Origin of the sequence: Pseudomonas frederiksbergensis, from assembly GCF_900105495.1 — a bacterium.
Lineage (GTDB): Bacteria > Pseudomonadota > Gammaproteobacteria > Pseudomonadales > Pseudomonadaceae > Aquipseudomonas > Aquipseudomonas frederiksbergensis.
In genome coordinates, this window is the sequence record NZ_FNTF01000002.1 from 3,282,190 (window position 1) to 3,296,246 (window position 14,057).

Below are 14,057 nucleotides of genomic sequence, written 5' to 3' on the forward strand. Positions count from 1 at the left end.
CGGATGAACTTCACCACAATGGCCGCCGACAAGGTGATGCAGGATCTGGTCGATTGTTTGCTGGCCGAACATTTTTTCGGGACCGAGCCGCTGAACCTGTTGGCGCCCTCGTCATCGGCCGATCAGCCGTTTACCGGGTTGAGCGCCGAACAACGGATCTGGGAATGGCCTATCGATCCCCAAGGTTGCATCGTCATTGCCCTGCGTCCCGGCATTACCCAGCAATGGGAAAAGGTACCGGGCACGCCGGTTTGGGCGCGACAGAATGACCAGCTGACCGCGCTGTCACCCGAGGCTTTCACGACCCAGGTGTTGGCCGGGATGACCGATCGCTACCCGGACAATGAAAAAGGCTTCGCCCTGTTTCTGGATGTGCTGCGCACCAGCGTCCGGCAAACCGAGTTGTCCCTGGCTCATCGTGTCGACAGCGAACGCTTGCTGGAAAAGAGCAACGCGGACTTCTTCCTGGCGATGGAGCAGTGGGCTTCGCTGCGTGATCGTCCCTACCATCCGCTGGCCAAAGCCAAGCAGGGTTTGGACGACGTCGAATATCAGCAATACCAGGCGGAATTCGCCCGGCCGGTGGCACTCAATTGGATCGCGGTCGACCGCACGTTGCTGCAATGCGGCGGCGGTGTGACTGACCTGGCGCAGAGCTATCCCGCCCAGTACCTGTTGCCGCCGCCGTTGCAGGCCAACTTGCAACAAGAGTTGCAGCAGCGGGGCATTGCCCACAGCCACATCGCGCTGCCGGTGCACCCGTGGCAGTTCGAACATGTGCTGGAGGCGCAACTCGGCGACGCGTTCGCCAAGGGTGACTGCCATCGCCTGGACTTCAGCGACGCTGATTTCTTCGCCACTTCGTCGTTGCGCTCGATGACGCCGTGCTTCAACAGTGCCGATTACCTCAAGTTGCCGATGGCGATCTATTCGCTGGGCGCTTCGCGTTATCTGCCCGCGGTGAAAATGATCAACGGCGGCTTGAGTGAGGCGTTGCTGCGCCAGGCACTGGGCAAGGATCAAACCCTGCAGCAGTCGCTGCACCTATGCGACGAAACCAAATGGTGGGCATTCATGCCGCCAGACGCGACGCTGTTTGACGAAGCGCCGCGTCACCTGTCGGCCATGGTGCGCGGCTATCCGCCCGCGCTGCTGGAAGATTCGGATACCCGACTGGTGCCCATGGCCGCCCTCGGCACGCCGTTGCCCGGAAGCAATCAACACTTCTTCGATGACTGGATGGCCTACCGTCAACTGCCGGCCAACGCCGCGTCGGTGATGACCCTGTTCCGCGAGCTGTGCCACAGCTTCTTCGATATCAACCTGCGGATGTTCCGCATCGGCATGCTGGGTGAAATTCACGGGCAGAACGCGGTGCTGGTGTGGAAGGCCGGTTACGCCCAGGGCTTGCTGTTGCGCGATCACGATTCGTTGCGCATCTTCGTGCCATGGCTGGAACGCAACGGCCTGGCCGACCCGGCTTACCGGTTGAAGAAGGGGCACGCCAACACGCTGTACCACGATCGCCCCGAAGACTTGTTGTTCTGGTTGCAGACACTGGGTATTCAGGTCAACCTCCGCGCCATCATCGATACGCTGGCTGAGGTCTACGCATTGCCGGCCACTCAATTGTGGAAGGCGATGGGCGAAGTGCTCAACGAGTTGATCGATACAATCGAATTTGATGCCGAGGCGCGGATCATGATCAAGCACCAGTTATTCGAATCGCCGCACTGGCCGCAGAAATTGCTGCTCACCCCGATGATCGAACGCGCGGGCGGCCCCGGCAGCATGCCGTTTGGCAAAGGCCATGTGGTCAACCCGTTTCACAGGCTCGATCGTAATGCCTGAACCGCGACATGAACCCTCCAGGCGCACGCTGTTGCGCCTGTCCCTGGGGGCGCTCGCCCTCAGGTTTTCTGCGCCGGCGTGGGCCGCGGCCGACACCGCGCCGCTGCGGGTGGTCACCCTGTTTCAGGGCGCCACCGACTGCGCCGTGATGTTGGGCGTGACCCCGTGTGGCGTGGTTGATTCCTGGAGCGAAAAACCGACCTATCGCTATTTGCGCACGGCACTGGACCAGGTGCCCCATGTCGGACTGGAGACCCAGCCCAGCCTTGAAGACATCGCGCTGCTCAAGCCGGACTTGATCGTTGCCTCGCGCTTTCGCCATGAGCGCATTGCGCCGTTACTCAAGCAGATCGCCCCGGTGCTGATGCTGGAGGAAGTGTTCGAGTTCAAAAAGACCCTGGCGCTGATGGGCGCTGCATTACACCAGCAACAGAGGGCCGACGAGATTTTGAATCGATGGCAGCAGCGCGTGGCACAGCTGTGCGAGCAACTGCGGCAGACATTTGCCGGACGCTGGCCACCCACGGTGTCGATTCTGGACATCCGCGAAGACCACATCCGCAGTTACCTGCCGGCGAGTTTTCCGGGCTCGGTGCTCACCGAGCTGGGGTTCAACTGGAGTGACAGCAGCCGGGAGGCGAGCGGGGTGTCGATCAAGCTCACCAGCAAGGAAAGCCTTGCCGTGGTGAATGCCGATATCTTTTTTGTCTTCCTGCGTGCGCAAAACGCGGCGGTGCAGCGTAACTACGAGAGCCTGGTGCAACACCCGTTGTGGAAGCAGATGCGTGCCCCGCAGCAAGGACAGGTGTGGCAGGTCGATGGCGTCGCGTGGAGTCTGTCGGGCGGGATGTTGGGGGCTAACCTGATGCTCGATGACGTGGCCCGCGTGGCCGCCGCGCAGGTGGCTTCATGAGTCCGGGAGTAAAGCTGTGCAGCGCCGGTGTTGTGTTGCTGCTGTGCTGCGTGTTGAGCCTGGCGGTCGGTGCCACCTGGATTCCACTGCCACAGATTGCCGCGGCGTTTGTCGATCCTGACCCGTTGAGCATCAATCATGTGCTGGTGACCACTACGCGCCTGTCACGAACCCTGATGGCGATTTCCGTAGGCGCCAGCCTGGCGGTCGCGGGCGCACTGATGCAGGCACTGACCCGCAATCCGCTGGCATCACCCGGACTGTTCGGGATCAATGCCGGTGCGACTTTTTTTATCATCCTGTTTTCCTCGATCTTCTCGCTGTCATCCCCGGATGCCTGGCTATGGTCGGCGTTCATTGGCGCTGGCGTGGCGGGTTGCCTGGTGTGGCTGATCGGCAACATGGGGCAAGGCAGTCTCAGTCCGCTGCGCATCGTGCTGGCAGGCGCGGCGATCGCCGCGTTGTTCTCCGCTTTCAGCCAGGCGCTGCTGGTGGTGAATCAGGATGGCCTGGACACGGTGCTGTTCTGGATGGCCGGTTCGTTGACCGAACGCAGCCTGTCGACCGCTGCGCCGTTGTTGCTGTGCGCGGTGCTCGGGTTGGCGGGGGCGCTGTTGCTGGCCGGGCAGCTCAATGTGCTGAACGCCGGGGAAGAGATTGCCACGGGGTTGGGGCAGCGAACCGGCCTGATCCGGCTGCTGATGAGCGTGCTGGTGATCTGCCTTGCGGGTAGCGCAGTGGCATTGGCCGGCAGCATTGGTTTCATCGGCCTTCTGGTACCGCACATGGTGCGCAAGGGGTTGTCCATCGACCATCGCTGGTTGCTGCCCGGTTGTGCGCTGCTCGGCGCGATTCTGCTGCTGTTGGCGGATACGCTGTCGCGGGTTTTGATCCTGCCTCAGGAGGTGCCGGTAGGCGTGATGACGGCGCTGTTCGGCGCACCGTTTTTTATCATGTTGGCCCGGCGTGGAGGTCGTTATGGATAAGGTGGTGACCTGGCGCCGGGGCGGGTATTCCCGGCGGGTCAACCTCTCCACGTGGCTGCGGTTGGCCGCGGCGCTGCTGCTGACGGTGCTGGTGATGCTCGGCTCGTTGTCGCTGGGGAAAGTCATCCTCTCACCCCTCGAGGTGATACGAATCCTGTTTTCCACTCAGGACGCCAGCCTGACGTTGATCGTCGAGCAACTGCGCTTTCCCCGTATTGTCCTGGCGGCGCTGGTGGGCGCTGCGTTGTCGGTGTCCGGGCTGATCCTGCAAAGCATCATCCGCAACCCGCTGGCATCGCCGGACCTGCTGGGCATCACCAGCGGTGCCAGTGCAGCTGCCGTGCTTTATCTGTCGTTGTTGTCCGCGACGCTGGGGCAACAATTCTTGCCCTTGGCCGCGATGCTCGGTGCGGCGTTGGCGACACTGGCCATTTATCTGCTGGCCTGGAAGCAGGGGGCCTCACCGCTGCGACTGGTGCTGATCGGTGTGGGCGTCTCGGCGATGTTGACGGCCGCGACCACCTTCATTCTGGTGTTCAGTCCGCTGACCACCACCCTGTCGGCCTACGTCTGGCTGACCGGCAGTGTGTACGGCGCCAGTTGGCCCGAACCGCTGGCGCTGGCTGGCTGGTTGTTGGGCATTTGTCCGCTGCTCGTGCTGCTGGCCCGTCAAGTGATGGTGCAACAGTTGGATGACCATCTGGCCCAGGGCATCGGTGTGCGCGTGCAATGGCTGCGGGCCGGTTTGTTGCTGGTGAGTGTGGCGTTGGCCGGTGCGGCCATTGCCTGGGGTGGCGCGATTGCGTTTGTCGGGCTGATCGCGCCGCATATTGCCAAGCGCCTGGTAGCCCCCGGTTTCGCTGGGCAGGCCGTGATGGCAGCCCTGATTGGCGCAAACCTGGTGATGCTGGCGGACCTGGTCGGACGCACGCTGTTCCTGCCCCTGGATTTGCCGGCCGGGATCTTCGTCGCGGTGCTGGGCACGCCCTTTTTTCTCTATTTGTTGATCAAACAGCGTCATTAAGGAATTCAACGTATGACGTCGATTGCAAGTCGCGGCCTGACCCTGAGTTATCAGCGCCAGGTGATTATTGACGCGCTGGACATGCAACTGCCCAAGGGCAAGATCTCGGTACTTATTGGCAGTAACGGCTGCGGCAAAAGTACCTTGCTCAAATCCTTCGCCCGACTGTTGAAACCGCAGCAAGGCTCGGTGATTCTCAACGGCGTGGATATCCAGCAAAAATCCACGGCGGCGGTGGCGCGCGAGTTGGCTATCCTGCCTCAGACACCAATGGCGCCCGAGGGCATTACCGTTCGCCAGCTCGTGGCCCTGGGCCGATACCCTTATCAAAGCTGGATGCAACAGTGGTCGGCCGAGGATGAAACCATGGTCAATCGCGCATTGACGCAGACCAGTCTGCAAGCGCTGGCGGATCGGCCGGTGGATGCCTTGTCCGGCGGGCAGCGCCAGCGTGCGTGGATCGCCATGACCCTGGCCCAGGACACCGGCATCGTGCTGCTGGACGAGCCGACGACCTTCCTCGACCTGGCTCATCAGATTGAAGTGCTGGACCTGCTGCGCGACCTCAACCGGCTCGAGAACAAAACCATCATCATGGTGCTTCACGACCTCAACCTGGCCTGTCGTTATGCCGATCATATGGTGGCGGTGCATGAGCGTACGGCATTTGCCCAAGGCCGGCCTGAGGACGTCTTGACTCAGGCACTGGTCAAAACCGTGTTCGACCTCAACTGCAGGATTATTCCTGATCCGTTCTTCGGTACGCCGATGTGCATTCCGTTTGGTCGGGAATTGCCGCAATGAGTCTGGCTCGCCACTTCACCGCACAAGAATGGAACGTGCTGGGCGGTGGGTTGCGGTTGAAGGACTGCGCCGAACGTGACCCATTACGCTCGCTGATGGCGCGTGACCTGTTGCAGGAAGAAGTGTGCGAGCGTTTGCTGGACGCATTGGGCCCGGTCATTGGCTCACCGTCGCGGAAAATCACTGCCTCGCTGCTGGGCAAACGCCTGTCGTTCCTGGCCACCGGCGCCTGTTTGTACGCCATGTCGGTGTACGACAAAGGACTGCTGCTGACGCTGGACAACACGGTGGTCGAATACGGCCACGATGACGGGCTGTGGACGTCTTCGATGCCGCTGGCTCATTCCCTGCCGCTGACGTACGGCGCAGGTGAGCGCGAGGCCTGGCGGGAAGCCGTGGTGCAGTCACTGTTTGCCGGGCTGCTGAAGCCGCTGTGGCAAACCTTCAACCGGGTGAGTGGTGTTTCACGGCGCATCTTGTGGGAAAACACCGCCGTGCGCGTGTATTCGTTGTATGAAAAACGCATGGCGAAAATCGATGATCCATCGATACGCGAGCGCTATGAAGCCGACTTCAGGTGGTTGCTGACCCAAGCAGAACCTGCGCTGTTCGGCCTTGATTACAACCCGCTGAGCCATTTCCGCCGACCGCCGACACTCGTCGACGAGGGGCAGCGCAGCATTCGCTTTCGACGAACCTGTTGCTTCTATTACCTGGCTACCGAGCCCGCTGAATATTGTTCGACCTGCCCACTGCTGCGTCCCGGGAAATGCCGATGAGTTATCAGATCAACCCTCGCCAGCAGCTCGTTACCCCGGAGCTGCTCAACGCCTACCAGTCGATCCCTTCGTCGACCATCGGCCATTTTTCCGATCGGGGCTTCCTGCGCGGGATCAAGCCGCTGTTCAACGACATCCGTATGGTCGGCACTGTCGTCACCGTCAAAGTCTTCCCGCCGGATGGCAGCATTTTGCGTGAAGCGCTGTTGCTGAGTGAGCCGGGCGACGTGCTGGTGATCGAATGTGTGAACGACCAGGAGTGTGGCTGTTGGGGCGAACTGCGCACCCTGGCCGGATTGATCAAAGGGTTGGCCGGGGTGGTGGTGTCGGGTGCGGTCACGGATGTCAGTGCATTGCGCCGCCATGGGTTGCCGATCTTTTGCCGGGACGTCAGTTCGTACACGACTCGCGGCATTGGCGCTCATGGGGAAGTCAATCAGTCGATCAATGTGGGCGGGGTTCAGGTACAGCCTGGGGATCTGGCCGTTGGTGATGATGACGGTGTCTACATCCTTGAGGCCCGGCGTGCGGCCGAGCTGCTTCCCGAACTCCTGGCCAAAGAGCAAATGGACCAGCAGCGCAGGGCCGAATTCTTGCAGAGGCTCAATCAGCGAAGGGGCTGATTTCCCGAGCGGAAATGAAAAGGGGCAACTGTGCAGTTGCCCCTTTTTTGCGTCGGTCGGTCAGAAGCCGAGTTTGTCGCGCAATCCGTAATACCAGGCGCCCAACGCAGCGAATGGTGTACGCAGCAGTTGTCCGCCGGGGAACGGGTAGTGGGGCAGGTCGGCAAACGCATCGAAACGCTCGGCCTGACCACGCAACGCTTCGGCCAGGACCTTGCCTGCCAGGTGGGTGTACGTCACGCCATGGCCGCTGCAACCCTGGGAATAGTAGATGTTGTCGCCCAAGCGTCCGACTTGGGGAAGTCGCGACAAGGTCAGCAGGAAATTACCGGTCCAGGCGTAATCGATCTTCACGTCCTTGAGCTGCGGGAAGGCCTTGAGCATCTTCGGCCGAATAATCGCCTCGATGTTCGCCGGATCCCGCGCGCCGTATACCACTCCACCGCCGAAGACCAGGCGCTTGTCGCCGGTCAAACGGTAGTAGTCGAGCAGATAGTTGCAGTCCTCGACGCAGTAATCCTGCGGCAACAGGCTCTTGGCCAATGCGTCGCCCAAGGGTTCAGTGGTGATCACCTGAGTCCCGCAGGGCATCGATTTGGCGGCCAGTTCCGGCACCAGATTACCGAGATACGCGTTGCCCGCAACGATGATGAACTTGGCCCTGACCTTGCCCTGAGGTGTATGCACTACCGGATTCGCGCCGCGCTCGATACGCACCGCCGGCGATTGCTCATAAATGGTGCCGCCCAGCGACTCCGCAGCTGCCGCTTCGCCCAGCGCCAGGTTCAGCGGATGAATATGCCCGCCACTCATGTCGAGCAGGCCGCCGATGTATTGATCGCACGCGACCACTTCACGGATGCGACGCTGATCCATCAATTCGAGTTGGTTATGACCGAACCGCTCCCACAGACGCTTCTGGGATTCCAGATGGCCCATCTGCTTGGCGGTAATGGCGGCAAAAACACCGCCGTCCTTCAAGTCGCACTGGATATTATATTTGGCAACCCGTTCACGAATGATCCGCCCACCTTCGAACGCCATCTGCCCCAGCAACTGAGCCTGCTTGGGACCGACACTGCGCTCGATCACATCGATGTCGCGGCTATAACTGTTTACGATCTGGCCACCGTTACGCCCCGACGCACCAAAACCTACCTTCGCCGCTTCAAGCACCGTGACCCGGAAACCGTTTTCCAGCAGAAACAGGGCAGAGGACAGGCCGGTGTAACCGGCACCGATCACACAGACGTCAGTCTCTACGTCATCCTGCAAAGCCGGGCGCGGCGGAACCGCATTGGCCGATGCGGCGTAATAGGATTCCGGGTAGGGGGTGTTCGCCATCCTGCAGCCTCTGTTTAATATATTTTACGAGTTGTATCGATCCTACCCGAGATAAAAATCGACCGCCAGCCACCGCAAAATCTTCTTTGCAGCCGCAAAATTAAATATTTTGCATATTCATAGGGTTAGCTCGAAAAAAGGTGTTGACACCCCTTCGGAATTCCGTAGAATGCCGCCTCACAGCAGGCACGTAGCTCAGTTGGTTAGAGCACCACCTTGACATGGTGGGGGTCGTTGGTTCGAGTCCAATCGCGCCTACCAAACAAAATCCGCTCTGCTGGGCGGTCTAGAAGGGCTCACCGAAAGGTGGGCCCTTTTTTGTTGCCTGCGATTTGCAAAACTCCCACCTCAAAACGTCAACTCAACGCCCACCTCCAGGCAGGCTTTGGATTTGGCTTGTTGTATCTACCCTGTGAATCATTCAGCGGCCTCACGGTCATATCGCTGACTTTGCATTCAGGGCGTTCAAATGAAGCGTGCAGTAATAATGTTCATGGTTATTTCAGGTTCTCTCCTGCTGGGAGGCTGTGGGCCTCACTGGGACGACGGAGAAAGGTACGGTCGAGATCGTGATCGGGATCATGATTACCGTCGTGGATACGACCGCGGGTATGACGATGATCGCGGGTATGACCGCCGATATGATCGTCGTGACCATGATCATGGGTATGACCGCAATCGTGATCGTGACGATAGAGACGACTGAAGGCGCTGGCCATCGGCCCTCGGACCGGTCAATGATCGCCCGGTTTGCCGATCAGCTTCAGCGGCACGGATTGCCAGTGATTCAGGCGTAAGATAGCGGTGCTACCTCATCAAAAGGAGCCGCATATGATCGCCGACCAAATGAACAAGCAGGTATCTGAGGACAGAGCTGTTTGGGATCAATACTTCTGCGCTGCGTTGATTGCGGAAAGCAATTTGACGGCACCGGTTGTAGGAGGCGCTACGCATGAAGACAGGCAGAATCTGTTGATTGAAAGGGCCAAAGCTCTCGCCGACAAGATGATGGAAAACAGAAAATAACCAGAGCCCAGCCATCGCGCTGGGCTCTTCACATCTGGATCTCGTGCAAGACGATCCTGTCGGACCTGCTTGGTAGGCCCTACCAACTAAAACTAATCTTACTTGGCGTTCAGCTTCTTCAGTTCTTCATAAGTCGCCGACTGTACGAACCAGAAGCCGGAGATGATGCACCACGTCAGGGTGCCGGTAATGAAGACGCCTGCCCCGGACCAGAAGCCCTGAACGAAGATCATGACCACTGCGACGATCCAGATAACGGCCAGTGCGACGTACAGAACAACGTTGTTTACGCCAATTACGAACTCTTTCACGTCTATTCCCTTTTGAATGTTTATCCTCTGGCTCCTTACGCAAGGGCCAGTGGGCGGCATGATAGGGGGATAGCTGGCTCTTCGCCAGTCATGTCACGGCCTGCAGGCAGATTTCCAGATTCTGGACTACTACTGACAAGCCCGTTTCCTTGTCCCTGTCTGGAGCATCCCTATGCTGTTTCACTGGTTTCTTGCGGCGATCCATCTCTTGGCTGTTGCCTTGGGCCTTTGGGCGGTGCTCACCCGAGGTGCGGCGTTAAGCCGCCTGGCTGTCGGTACGGCGCCGGTTCGCAGTGTGCTGGTTGCCGATAACGTATGGGGCATCTGTGCGGGTATTTTGCTGATCACAGGTTTGATGCGGGCCTTCGGCGGGTACGAAAAAGGCACTGACTATTACCTTCATCAGCCATTGTTCCATTTGAAGATGACGCTGTTCGTGATCATTCTGCTGCTTGAAGTGGCCCCCATGATCACCTTGATCAAGTGGCGGATCGCCTTGGGCAGGGGCGCTTCGATTGACCAGGGTCGAGCCAGGCTGTTTGCACGCATCAGCCATGTCGAAGCGCTGTTGTTGATGTTGATGGTGATTGCGGCCACCGGCATGGCGCGCGGCGTGACCTTCGGCTAAGAACGGCGGGATTCGTCGGGGTTAAAGCGAATAATCTGACAGTCACGGCGTGGCCGAAGCCGGTAGCATCGGCTTCACGTAATCGGGGAGGAGGCGAGTGCCCAGCAAAATGCCGAGCATGAATCTTTAGCCAGCCATTGCGCTGTAACGAACGGGCTGGCTACTGACTGCAACAGGATTCAGGGAGTCTGCGGTTTGTCTGGAGCAGTGAGGCCAGCCTGAATGCGCTGATAGATTTCTTCGCGATGAACCGCAACGTCTTTCGGGGCATTGATGCCTATTCTGACTTGCTGGCCGCTAACGCCCAGAATGGTGATCGTAATGTCATCGCCAATATTTATGCTTTCACCGACTTTGCGGGTGAGTATCAGCATGGTCTTCTCCTTGATTGCTTTGTAGGGCACCTGATTCGGACAGTGCAGAGGTCGGTGGTATCTATAGATTAGTGCGAAGTCTCATGGTTTGGGTGCCTCTTTCTGACGCGCAGATGCTGCATTAATTCCCAAGGCGTAACTATACAGAGGCCGCAACCATCATTCTCGTTGTTTTAAGCCCATTTTGCGGCACTCGGGAAGTATTCATGGATGCTAAAATCGCCGCTTTAAGCATTCTGAGGGACGCGTTGTGCGCAAAATGGTCTTGGTAATTGCGGTATTGGCGCTGGCGGGATGCGGTGAAGGCAAGAGTGTTGACGCGCAAAAGCCGCAACCGGCAGCCGCGACTGCACCTTCGGTGGTCTCCGGTCCGCAATGGGATCTTGAAGTTCGAGGCGAAACACCTCAGGCGGTCAGCGATTTGAGCGGCTGGTTGATTGAGCACAGTTTCGTTTCCAATATCGTCAAGGAAAATGGAAAGACCCGGATTCTGCTCGGGCCATTCGGTTCGAAAGCAGAGGCCGAAGCCAAACAGGCAGAAGTGCGCGCGGCGCTCACCCGGGCGAAGAAACAGAACATCGAACTGTTGGTTGTCGACCATCCCGTAGCCCAGTAACAATCCTTTTCCAGGCGCAGTCCTCATTTGATGCGTGACGCTCTGGGGGAACGGCCGAATCTGCCCGTGATGGCTTCTACGGCTGGATCGCCGTGGAGATGCCAAGAAGTCACTCAGCCTGATGGGCTACTGGCGCTACCACAAAGCCGGCGGTTAGAAACGAACAAAGGCCTCGGATATCAAACCCGAGGCCTTTTGTGTTTTCAGCGAGCGCTTAACCGCAGGCTTTCATATCGACGGGGCCGACAAACTCGTTGCCGCGTCCCATGACGCACCCCACGCTTTGGTTGCGCTGTCGTTCCCAGGCCTCTACCGGATAGGTTTTATTCCAGGCTTCGTAGAGCTGTCGATCCTGTTTCGACAGGCGCAAACCATATTGCTTGCTCATGTAGAAATACGTTCGAGCGATCATGCCGCGTATGGACGGGCGGGGCATGACCTTCTTCGCCTTGAAGTCGACCTGGGTCAGGCACGAGCCATATTGGCCCGACTGCACCGGCAACCAGCCGAAACTGAAGTTGCTGCGATCGCCATTCACTTCGCCAATGCTCGGCACCAGGTTGTGCAGGTCGGCTTCGGCCTTCTGGTAGGCCGGATCATAACGCGTGCAGTTCTTGCGCCCACCTTCTTGCCAGCACTGACGCTGATGGCCGATCTGCCAGGCCGGAACAATGTGCTCCCACTCGATGCGGGAAGCGCGCTTGGCGTTTTTACGCGGTACATAACCGCAGGCTGCGAGGTTGACCTTGTTGCCGGTGTATTTGCACCCGCAATAGAACTCTGTGGATTGCGGTGCGTAGAGCTTCCAGGCCACTTTCTTGGCTTCGTTGAAGGTGCGTGGGGCGCCAGCCTGGGCGCCGAGGGTGATGAACAAAAACAGCAAAGCAAGCCAGCGGACACTCATTGACTCAATCTTCCTTCGGCACAACCCAAAAAATCTGCACGCCGCCATCGTCGCGATAGGCGAGGGTGACGTTGTCGTTCTCGTCGATTTCTTCGAGCAATTGTTCCCACTCATCCACGGGTTCGTCCGGCAGACGGAAGATCAACGCTGCTTTGGCTTTTTGGGCGGAGGGGGAATTGATGATTTTTTGAACGCGCATACCCATGCGTGCATAGGAGTCAGGAGAGGCAGAGGTGTTGGCCACGGAATTATCCTTATTAAGCTGTACGTGCATACAGTATTTAACTGTAAGCATTTTCGCAACTGCTTAAAATTCAAGAAAATCCTCTGACAGCAATTTTTTCCGTTTGGTGTAGGACGAAGGGAAAATTTTTATCGAAATATCGGGAGGGCTTGTAAGCCACTCGCCTGGGTTTGGCGAGTGGTGGAAGCGGTGCCCTACCGGAGCCGGTCGGGCGAGGGCCAATCAGTATTCCCAGAACATCCGCTGCAGCTCTTTGCTGTCGTTGGTCTTGGTCAGTGCGACCATGGCCAGGATGCGAGCCTTTTGCGGGTTCAGGTCGTGCGCTACAACCCAGTCGTACTTGTCGTCTGGTTGTTCAGCGTTACGCAGTACGAAACCGCCGGCGTTGACGTGGGACGAACGAATGATTTGCACGCCGTCCTTGCGCAGGGCTTGCAGTGATGGGACTACACGGGACGAGACGGAGCCATTGCCAGTACCGGCGTGAATGATGGCTTTGGCGCCAGACTGAGCCAACGCTTTGTAAGCGGTATCGCTGACATTGCCGTAGGAATAGGCGATTTCGACATCAGGCAGGCTCTTGATGTTTTTGATGTCGAATTCCGAGTCCATGGTGTGACGCTTGGCCGGCAAGCGGAACCAGTAGGATTTGCCTTCGACCACCATGCCCAGCGGGCCCCAGGCACTTTTGAATGCCTCGGTCTTGATGTTGATCATTTTGCTGACGTCACGACCCGACTGGATTTCATCGTTCATGGTCACCAGTACGCCTTTGCCGCGAGCCTCTTTGCTGCTGGCCACGGCCACTGCGTTGTACAGGTTCAGCATGCCATCGGCCGACATGGCGGTGCCCGGGCGCATGGAGCCGACAACGATGATTGGCTTGTCGGTTTTTTCCACCAGGTTCAGGAAGTAGGCGGTTTCTTCCAGGGTGTCGGTGCCGTGGGTGATGACGATGCCGTCGACGTCCTTGCTGTCTGCCAGTTCGGCCACGCGACGACCCAGTTGCAGCAGGTTTTCGTTGGTGATGCTTTCGGACGCGATCTGCATGACCTGTTCGCCACGAACGTTAGCCAGTTGGCTGAGTTCCGGAACCCCGGCGATCAATTGTTCGATGCCGACTTTTGCCGCTTGATAGGTCGCACTATTGGCGGCGCTGGCGCCCGCGCCAGCAATGGTGCCGCCGGTGGCCAGGATCACCACGTTTGCCAGTTTCTGTTGGGTTTCGACTTCTTTTGCCTGAAGGGCAGTAGGCAGGAGCAGCAAGAGGGCCAAAGCGCCCGGAACGAAGGTCTTGAAAGCAGATGTCATTATTTTTCTCTCTAGTAGTGAGACGGTGCTGATGCAGGTTCATCTAGATGCGCCCCCAGCGGATCTGAACGCTTGGGGTGAATGAGATGAGCAGGATCTGTACCAGTCGTACTTTGAATGAGAAAAACTTTTAACTTGATGATTTATATAAATATTTATCTGTGTCTCCGGAGGGAGTGCACCGCCGGTTGTCCGGGTTTCCGAACGCGTTGAGTGTTTGTGTTCGGCTCTCCGAAAAGTACTACAACCTCTGTCGAGTAAATCGTCCTGCAAGATTACGAATCATTGCTAAAGAAACCCGCGCTTCGGTCGATGCTCC

General features: G+C 58.4%; 17 protein-coding genes and 1 tRNA gene. 12 read left to right on the forward strand and 6 right to left on the reverse strand.

Translation table 11 applies throughout. The annotated features are described in order from the left end of the window. Positions 1-3: 3 nt before the first annotated feature. The 7 genes from BLW70_RS15345 to BLW70_RS15375 are packed head-to-tail and all read left to right on the forward strand — an operon-like array spanning position 4 to position 6,980. Positions 4-1,851: an IucA/IucC family protein gene (locus BLW70_RS15345; RefSeq protein WP_074875265.1), complete on the forward strand. Its 1,848-nt coding sequence runs from the start codon at positions 4-6 to the stop codon at positions 1,849-1,851. Next, a complete protein-coding gene (locus BLW70_RS15350) occupies positions 1,844-2,764 on the forward strand; it encodes an ABC transporter substrate-binding protein (protein WP_074875267.1) in 921 nt (306 codons plus the stop codon). Before BLW70_RS15345 ends, BLW70_RS15350 begins: the two co-directional genes overlap by 8 nt. Further along, complete coding sequence (locus tag BLW70_RS15355) at positions 2,761-3,750, forward strand: FecCD family ABC transporter permease (RefSeq protein ID WP_074875269.1); 990 nt, start codon at positions 2,761-2,763, stop codon at positions 3,748-3,750. Before BLW70_RS15350 ends, BLW70_RS15355 begins: the two co-directional genes overlap by 4 nt. Next, complete coding sequence (locus BLW70_RS15360) at positions 3,743-4,774, forward strand: FecCD family ABC transporter permease (RefSeq protein ID WP_074875271.1); 1,032 nt, start codon at positions 3,743-3,745, stop codon at positions 4,772-4,774. Before BLW70_RS15355 ends, BLW70_RS15360 begins: the two co-directional genes overlap by 8 nt. 12 nt (positions 4,775-4,786) lie before the next feature. Next, positions 4,787-5,578, forward strand: a complete 792-nt coding sequence (locus BLW70_RS15365) for an ABC transporter ATP-binding protein (protein ID WP_074875273.1) — start codon at positions 4,787-4,789, stop codon at positions 5,576-5,578. Beyond that, positions 5,575-6,357, forward strand: coding sequence for an IucA/IucC family C-terminal-domain containing protein (locus tag BLW70_RS15370; RefSeq protein WP_074875275.1), 783 nt, complete (start codon positions 5,575-5,577; stop codon positions 6,355-6,357). Before BLW70_RS15365 ends, BLW70_RS15370 begins: the two co-directional genes overlap by 4 nt. Then, positions 6,354-6,980, forward strand: a complete 627-nt coding sequence (locus BLW70_RS15375; protein ID WP_083383372.1) for an RraA family protein — start codon at positions 6,354-6,356, stop codon at positions 6,978-6,980. The genes BLW70_RS15370 and BLW70_RS15375 overlap by 4 nt, the downstream gene beginning before the upstream one ends. A gap of 60 nt (positions 6,981-7,040) precedes the next feature. Here the strand turns inward: BLW70_RS15375 and BLW70_RS15380 are convergent, their stop codons facing one another. Then, a complete protein-coding gene (locus tag BLW70_RS15380) occupies positions 7,041-8,324 on the reverse strand; it encodes an NAD(P)/FAD-dependent oxidoreductase (RefSeq protein WP_074875279.1) in 1,284 nt (427 codons plus the stop codon). Positions 8,325-8,508: 184 nt separating this feature from the next. On the opposite strand from BLW70_RS15380, the gene BLW70_RS15385 reads away from it, so the two are divergent. The 3 genes from BLW70_RS15385 to BLW70_RS15395 all read left to right on the forward strand — a co-directional run bounded on the left by BLW70_RS15385 (position 8,509) and on the right by BLW70_RS15395 (position 9,350). Continuing rightward, a tRNA-Val gene (locus BLW70_RS15385) sits at positions 8,509-8,585 on the forward strand. Between the two features lie 208 nt (positions 8,586-8,793). Then, positions 8,794-9,030 carry a hypothetical protein gene (locus tag BLW70_RS31500; RefSeq protein ID WP_074875281.1) on the forward strand — a complete coding sequence of 79 codons (237 nt, stop codon included), beginning with the start codon at positions 8,794-8,796 and terminating at the stop codon, positions 9,028-9,030. Positions 9,031-9,155: 125 nt separating this feature from the next. Beyond that, entirely contained in the window at positions 9,156-9,350 is a 195-nt protein-coding gene (locus tag BLW70_RS15395) for a hypothetical protein (RefSeq protein WP_074875283.1), read from the forward strand. A 98-nt stretch (positions 9,351-9,448) separates the two neighbouring features. Here the strand turns inward: BLW70_RS15395 and BLW70_RS15400 are convergent, their stop codons facing one another. Next, positions 9,449-9,661: a hypothetical protein gene (locus tag BLW70_RS15400; RefSeq protein WP_074875284.1), complete on the reverse strand. Its 213-nt coding sequence runs from the start codon at positions 9,659-9,661 to the stop codon at positions 9,449-9,451. A gap of 172 nt (positions 9,662-9,833) precedes the next feature. Between BLW70_RS15400 and BLW70_RS15405 the strand changes: the two genes are divergently transcribed. Then, positions 9,834-10,289, forward strand: a complete 456-nt coding sequence (locus BLW70_RS15405; RefSeq protein WP_074875286.1) for a DUF2214 family protein — start codon at positions 9,834-9,836, stop codon at positions 10,287-10,289. 179 nt (positions 10,290-10,468) lie between these two features. Here the strand turns inward: BLW70_RS15405 and csrA are convergent, their stop codons facing one another. Continuing rightward, positions 10,469-10,663 (reverse strand): carbon storage regulator CsrA, encoded by a 195-nt coding sequence (gene csrA / locus BLW70_RS15410; protein WP_007938114.1) that lies wholly within the window; start codon positions 10,661-10,663, stop codon positions 10,469-10,471. Between the two features lie 250 nt (positions 10,664-10,913). Here csrA and BLW70_RS15415 point away from each other — a divergent pair, with 250 nt between their 5' ends. Further along, the gene (locus BLW70_RS15415) at positions 10,914-11,279 is read left to right on the forward strand and encodes a penicillin-binding protein activator LpoB (protein ID WP_074875288.1); all 366 of its coding nucleotides are present in this window, start codon (positions 10,914-10,916) and stop codon (positions 11,277-11,279) included. A 214-nt stretch (positions 11,280-11,493) separates the two neighbouring features. On the opposite strand, the gene BLW70_RS15420 is transcribed toward BLW70_RS15415, so the two are convergent. From BLW70_RS15420 to BLW70_RS15430, 3 genes are all read right to left on the reverse strand, one after another. After that, the gene (locus BLW70_RS15420) at positions 11,494-12,183 is read right to left on the reverse strand and encodes an endonuclease (protein WP_074875290.1); all 690 of its coding nucleotides are present in this window, start codon (positions 12,181-12,183) and stop codon (positions 11,494-11,496) included. Between the two features lie 4 nt (positions 12,184-12,187). Next, the gene (locus BLW70_RS15425) at positions 12,188-12,478 is read right to left on the reverse strand and encodes a DUF1654 domain-containing protein (RefSeq protein WP_074875292.1); all 291 of its coding nucleotides are present in this window, start codon (positions 12,476-12,478) and stop codon (positions 12,188-12,190) included. 171 nt (positions 12,479-12,649) lie between these two features. Next, positions 12,650-13,738, reverse strand: a complete 1,089-nt coding sequence (locus tag BLW70_RS15430) for an asparaginase (RefSeq protein ID WP_074875294.1) — start codon at positions 13,736-13,738, stop codon at positions 12,650-12,652. Positions 13,739-14,057: the final 319 nt, after the last annotated feature.

Bases quoted from the DNA above. Each gene is read 5' to 3' on its own strand.
- BLW70_RS15345 (WP_074875265.1), top strand. From the start codon at position 4: ATGAACTTCACCACAATGGCCGCCGACAAGGTGATGCAGGATCTGGTC.
- BLW70_RS15350 (WP_074875267.1), top strand. From the start codon at position 1,844: ATGCCTGAACCGCGACATGAACCCTCCAGGCGCACGCTGTTGCGCCTG.
- BLW70_RS15355 (WP_074875269.1), top strand. From the start codon at position 2,761: ATGAGTCCGGGAGTAAAGCTGTGCAGCGCCGGTGTTGTGTTGCTGCTG.
- BLW70_RS15360 (WP_074875271.1), top strand. From the start codon at position 3,743: ATGGATAAGGTGGTGACCTGGCGCCGGGGCGGGTATTCCCGGCGGGTC.
- BLW70_RS15365 (WP_074875273.1), top strand. From the start codon at position 4,787: ATGACGTCGATTGCAAGTCGCGGCCTGACCCTGAGTTATCAGCGCCAG.
- BLW70_RS15370 (WP_074875275.1), top strand. From the start codon at position 5,575: ATGAGTCTGGCTCGCCACTTCACCGCACAAGAATGGAACGTGCTGGGC.
- BLW70_RS15375 (WP_083383372.1), top strand. From the start codon at position 6,354: ATGAGTTATCAGATCAACCCTCGCCAGCAGCTCGTTACCCCGGAGCTG.
- BLW70_RS15380 (WP_074875279.1), bottom strand. From the start codon at position 8,324: ATGGCGAACACCCCCTACCCGGAATCCTATTACGCCGCATCGGCCAAT.
- BLW70_RS31500 (WP_074875281.1), top strand. From the start codon at position 8,794: ATGAAGCGTGCAGTAATAATGTTCATGGTTATTTCAGGTTCTCTCCTG.
- BLW70_RS15395 (WP_074875283.1), top strand. From the start codon at position 9,156: ATGATCGCCGACCAAATGAACAAGCAGGTATCTGAGGACAGAGCTGTT.
- BLW70_RS15405 (WP_074875286.1), top strand. From the start codon at position 9,834: ATGCTGTTTCACTGGTTTCTTGCGGCGATCCATCTCTTGGCTGTTGCC.
- csrA (WP_007938114.1), bottom strand. From the start codon at position 10,663: ATGCTGATACTCACCCGCAAAGTCGGTGAAAGCATAAATATTGGCGAT.
- BLW70_RS15420 (WP_074875290.1), bottom strand. From the start codon at position 12,183: ATGAGTGTCCGCTGGCTTGCTTTGCTGTTTTTGTTCATCACCCTCGGC.
- BLW70_RS15425 (WP_074875292.1), bottom strand. From the start codon at position 12,478: ATGCTTACAGTTAAATACTGTATGCACGTACAGCTTAATAAGGATAAT.
- BLW70_RS15430 (WP_074875294.1), bottom strand. From the start codon at position 13,738: ATGACATCTGCTTTCAAGACCTTCGTTCCGGGCGCTTTGGCCCTCTTG.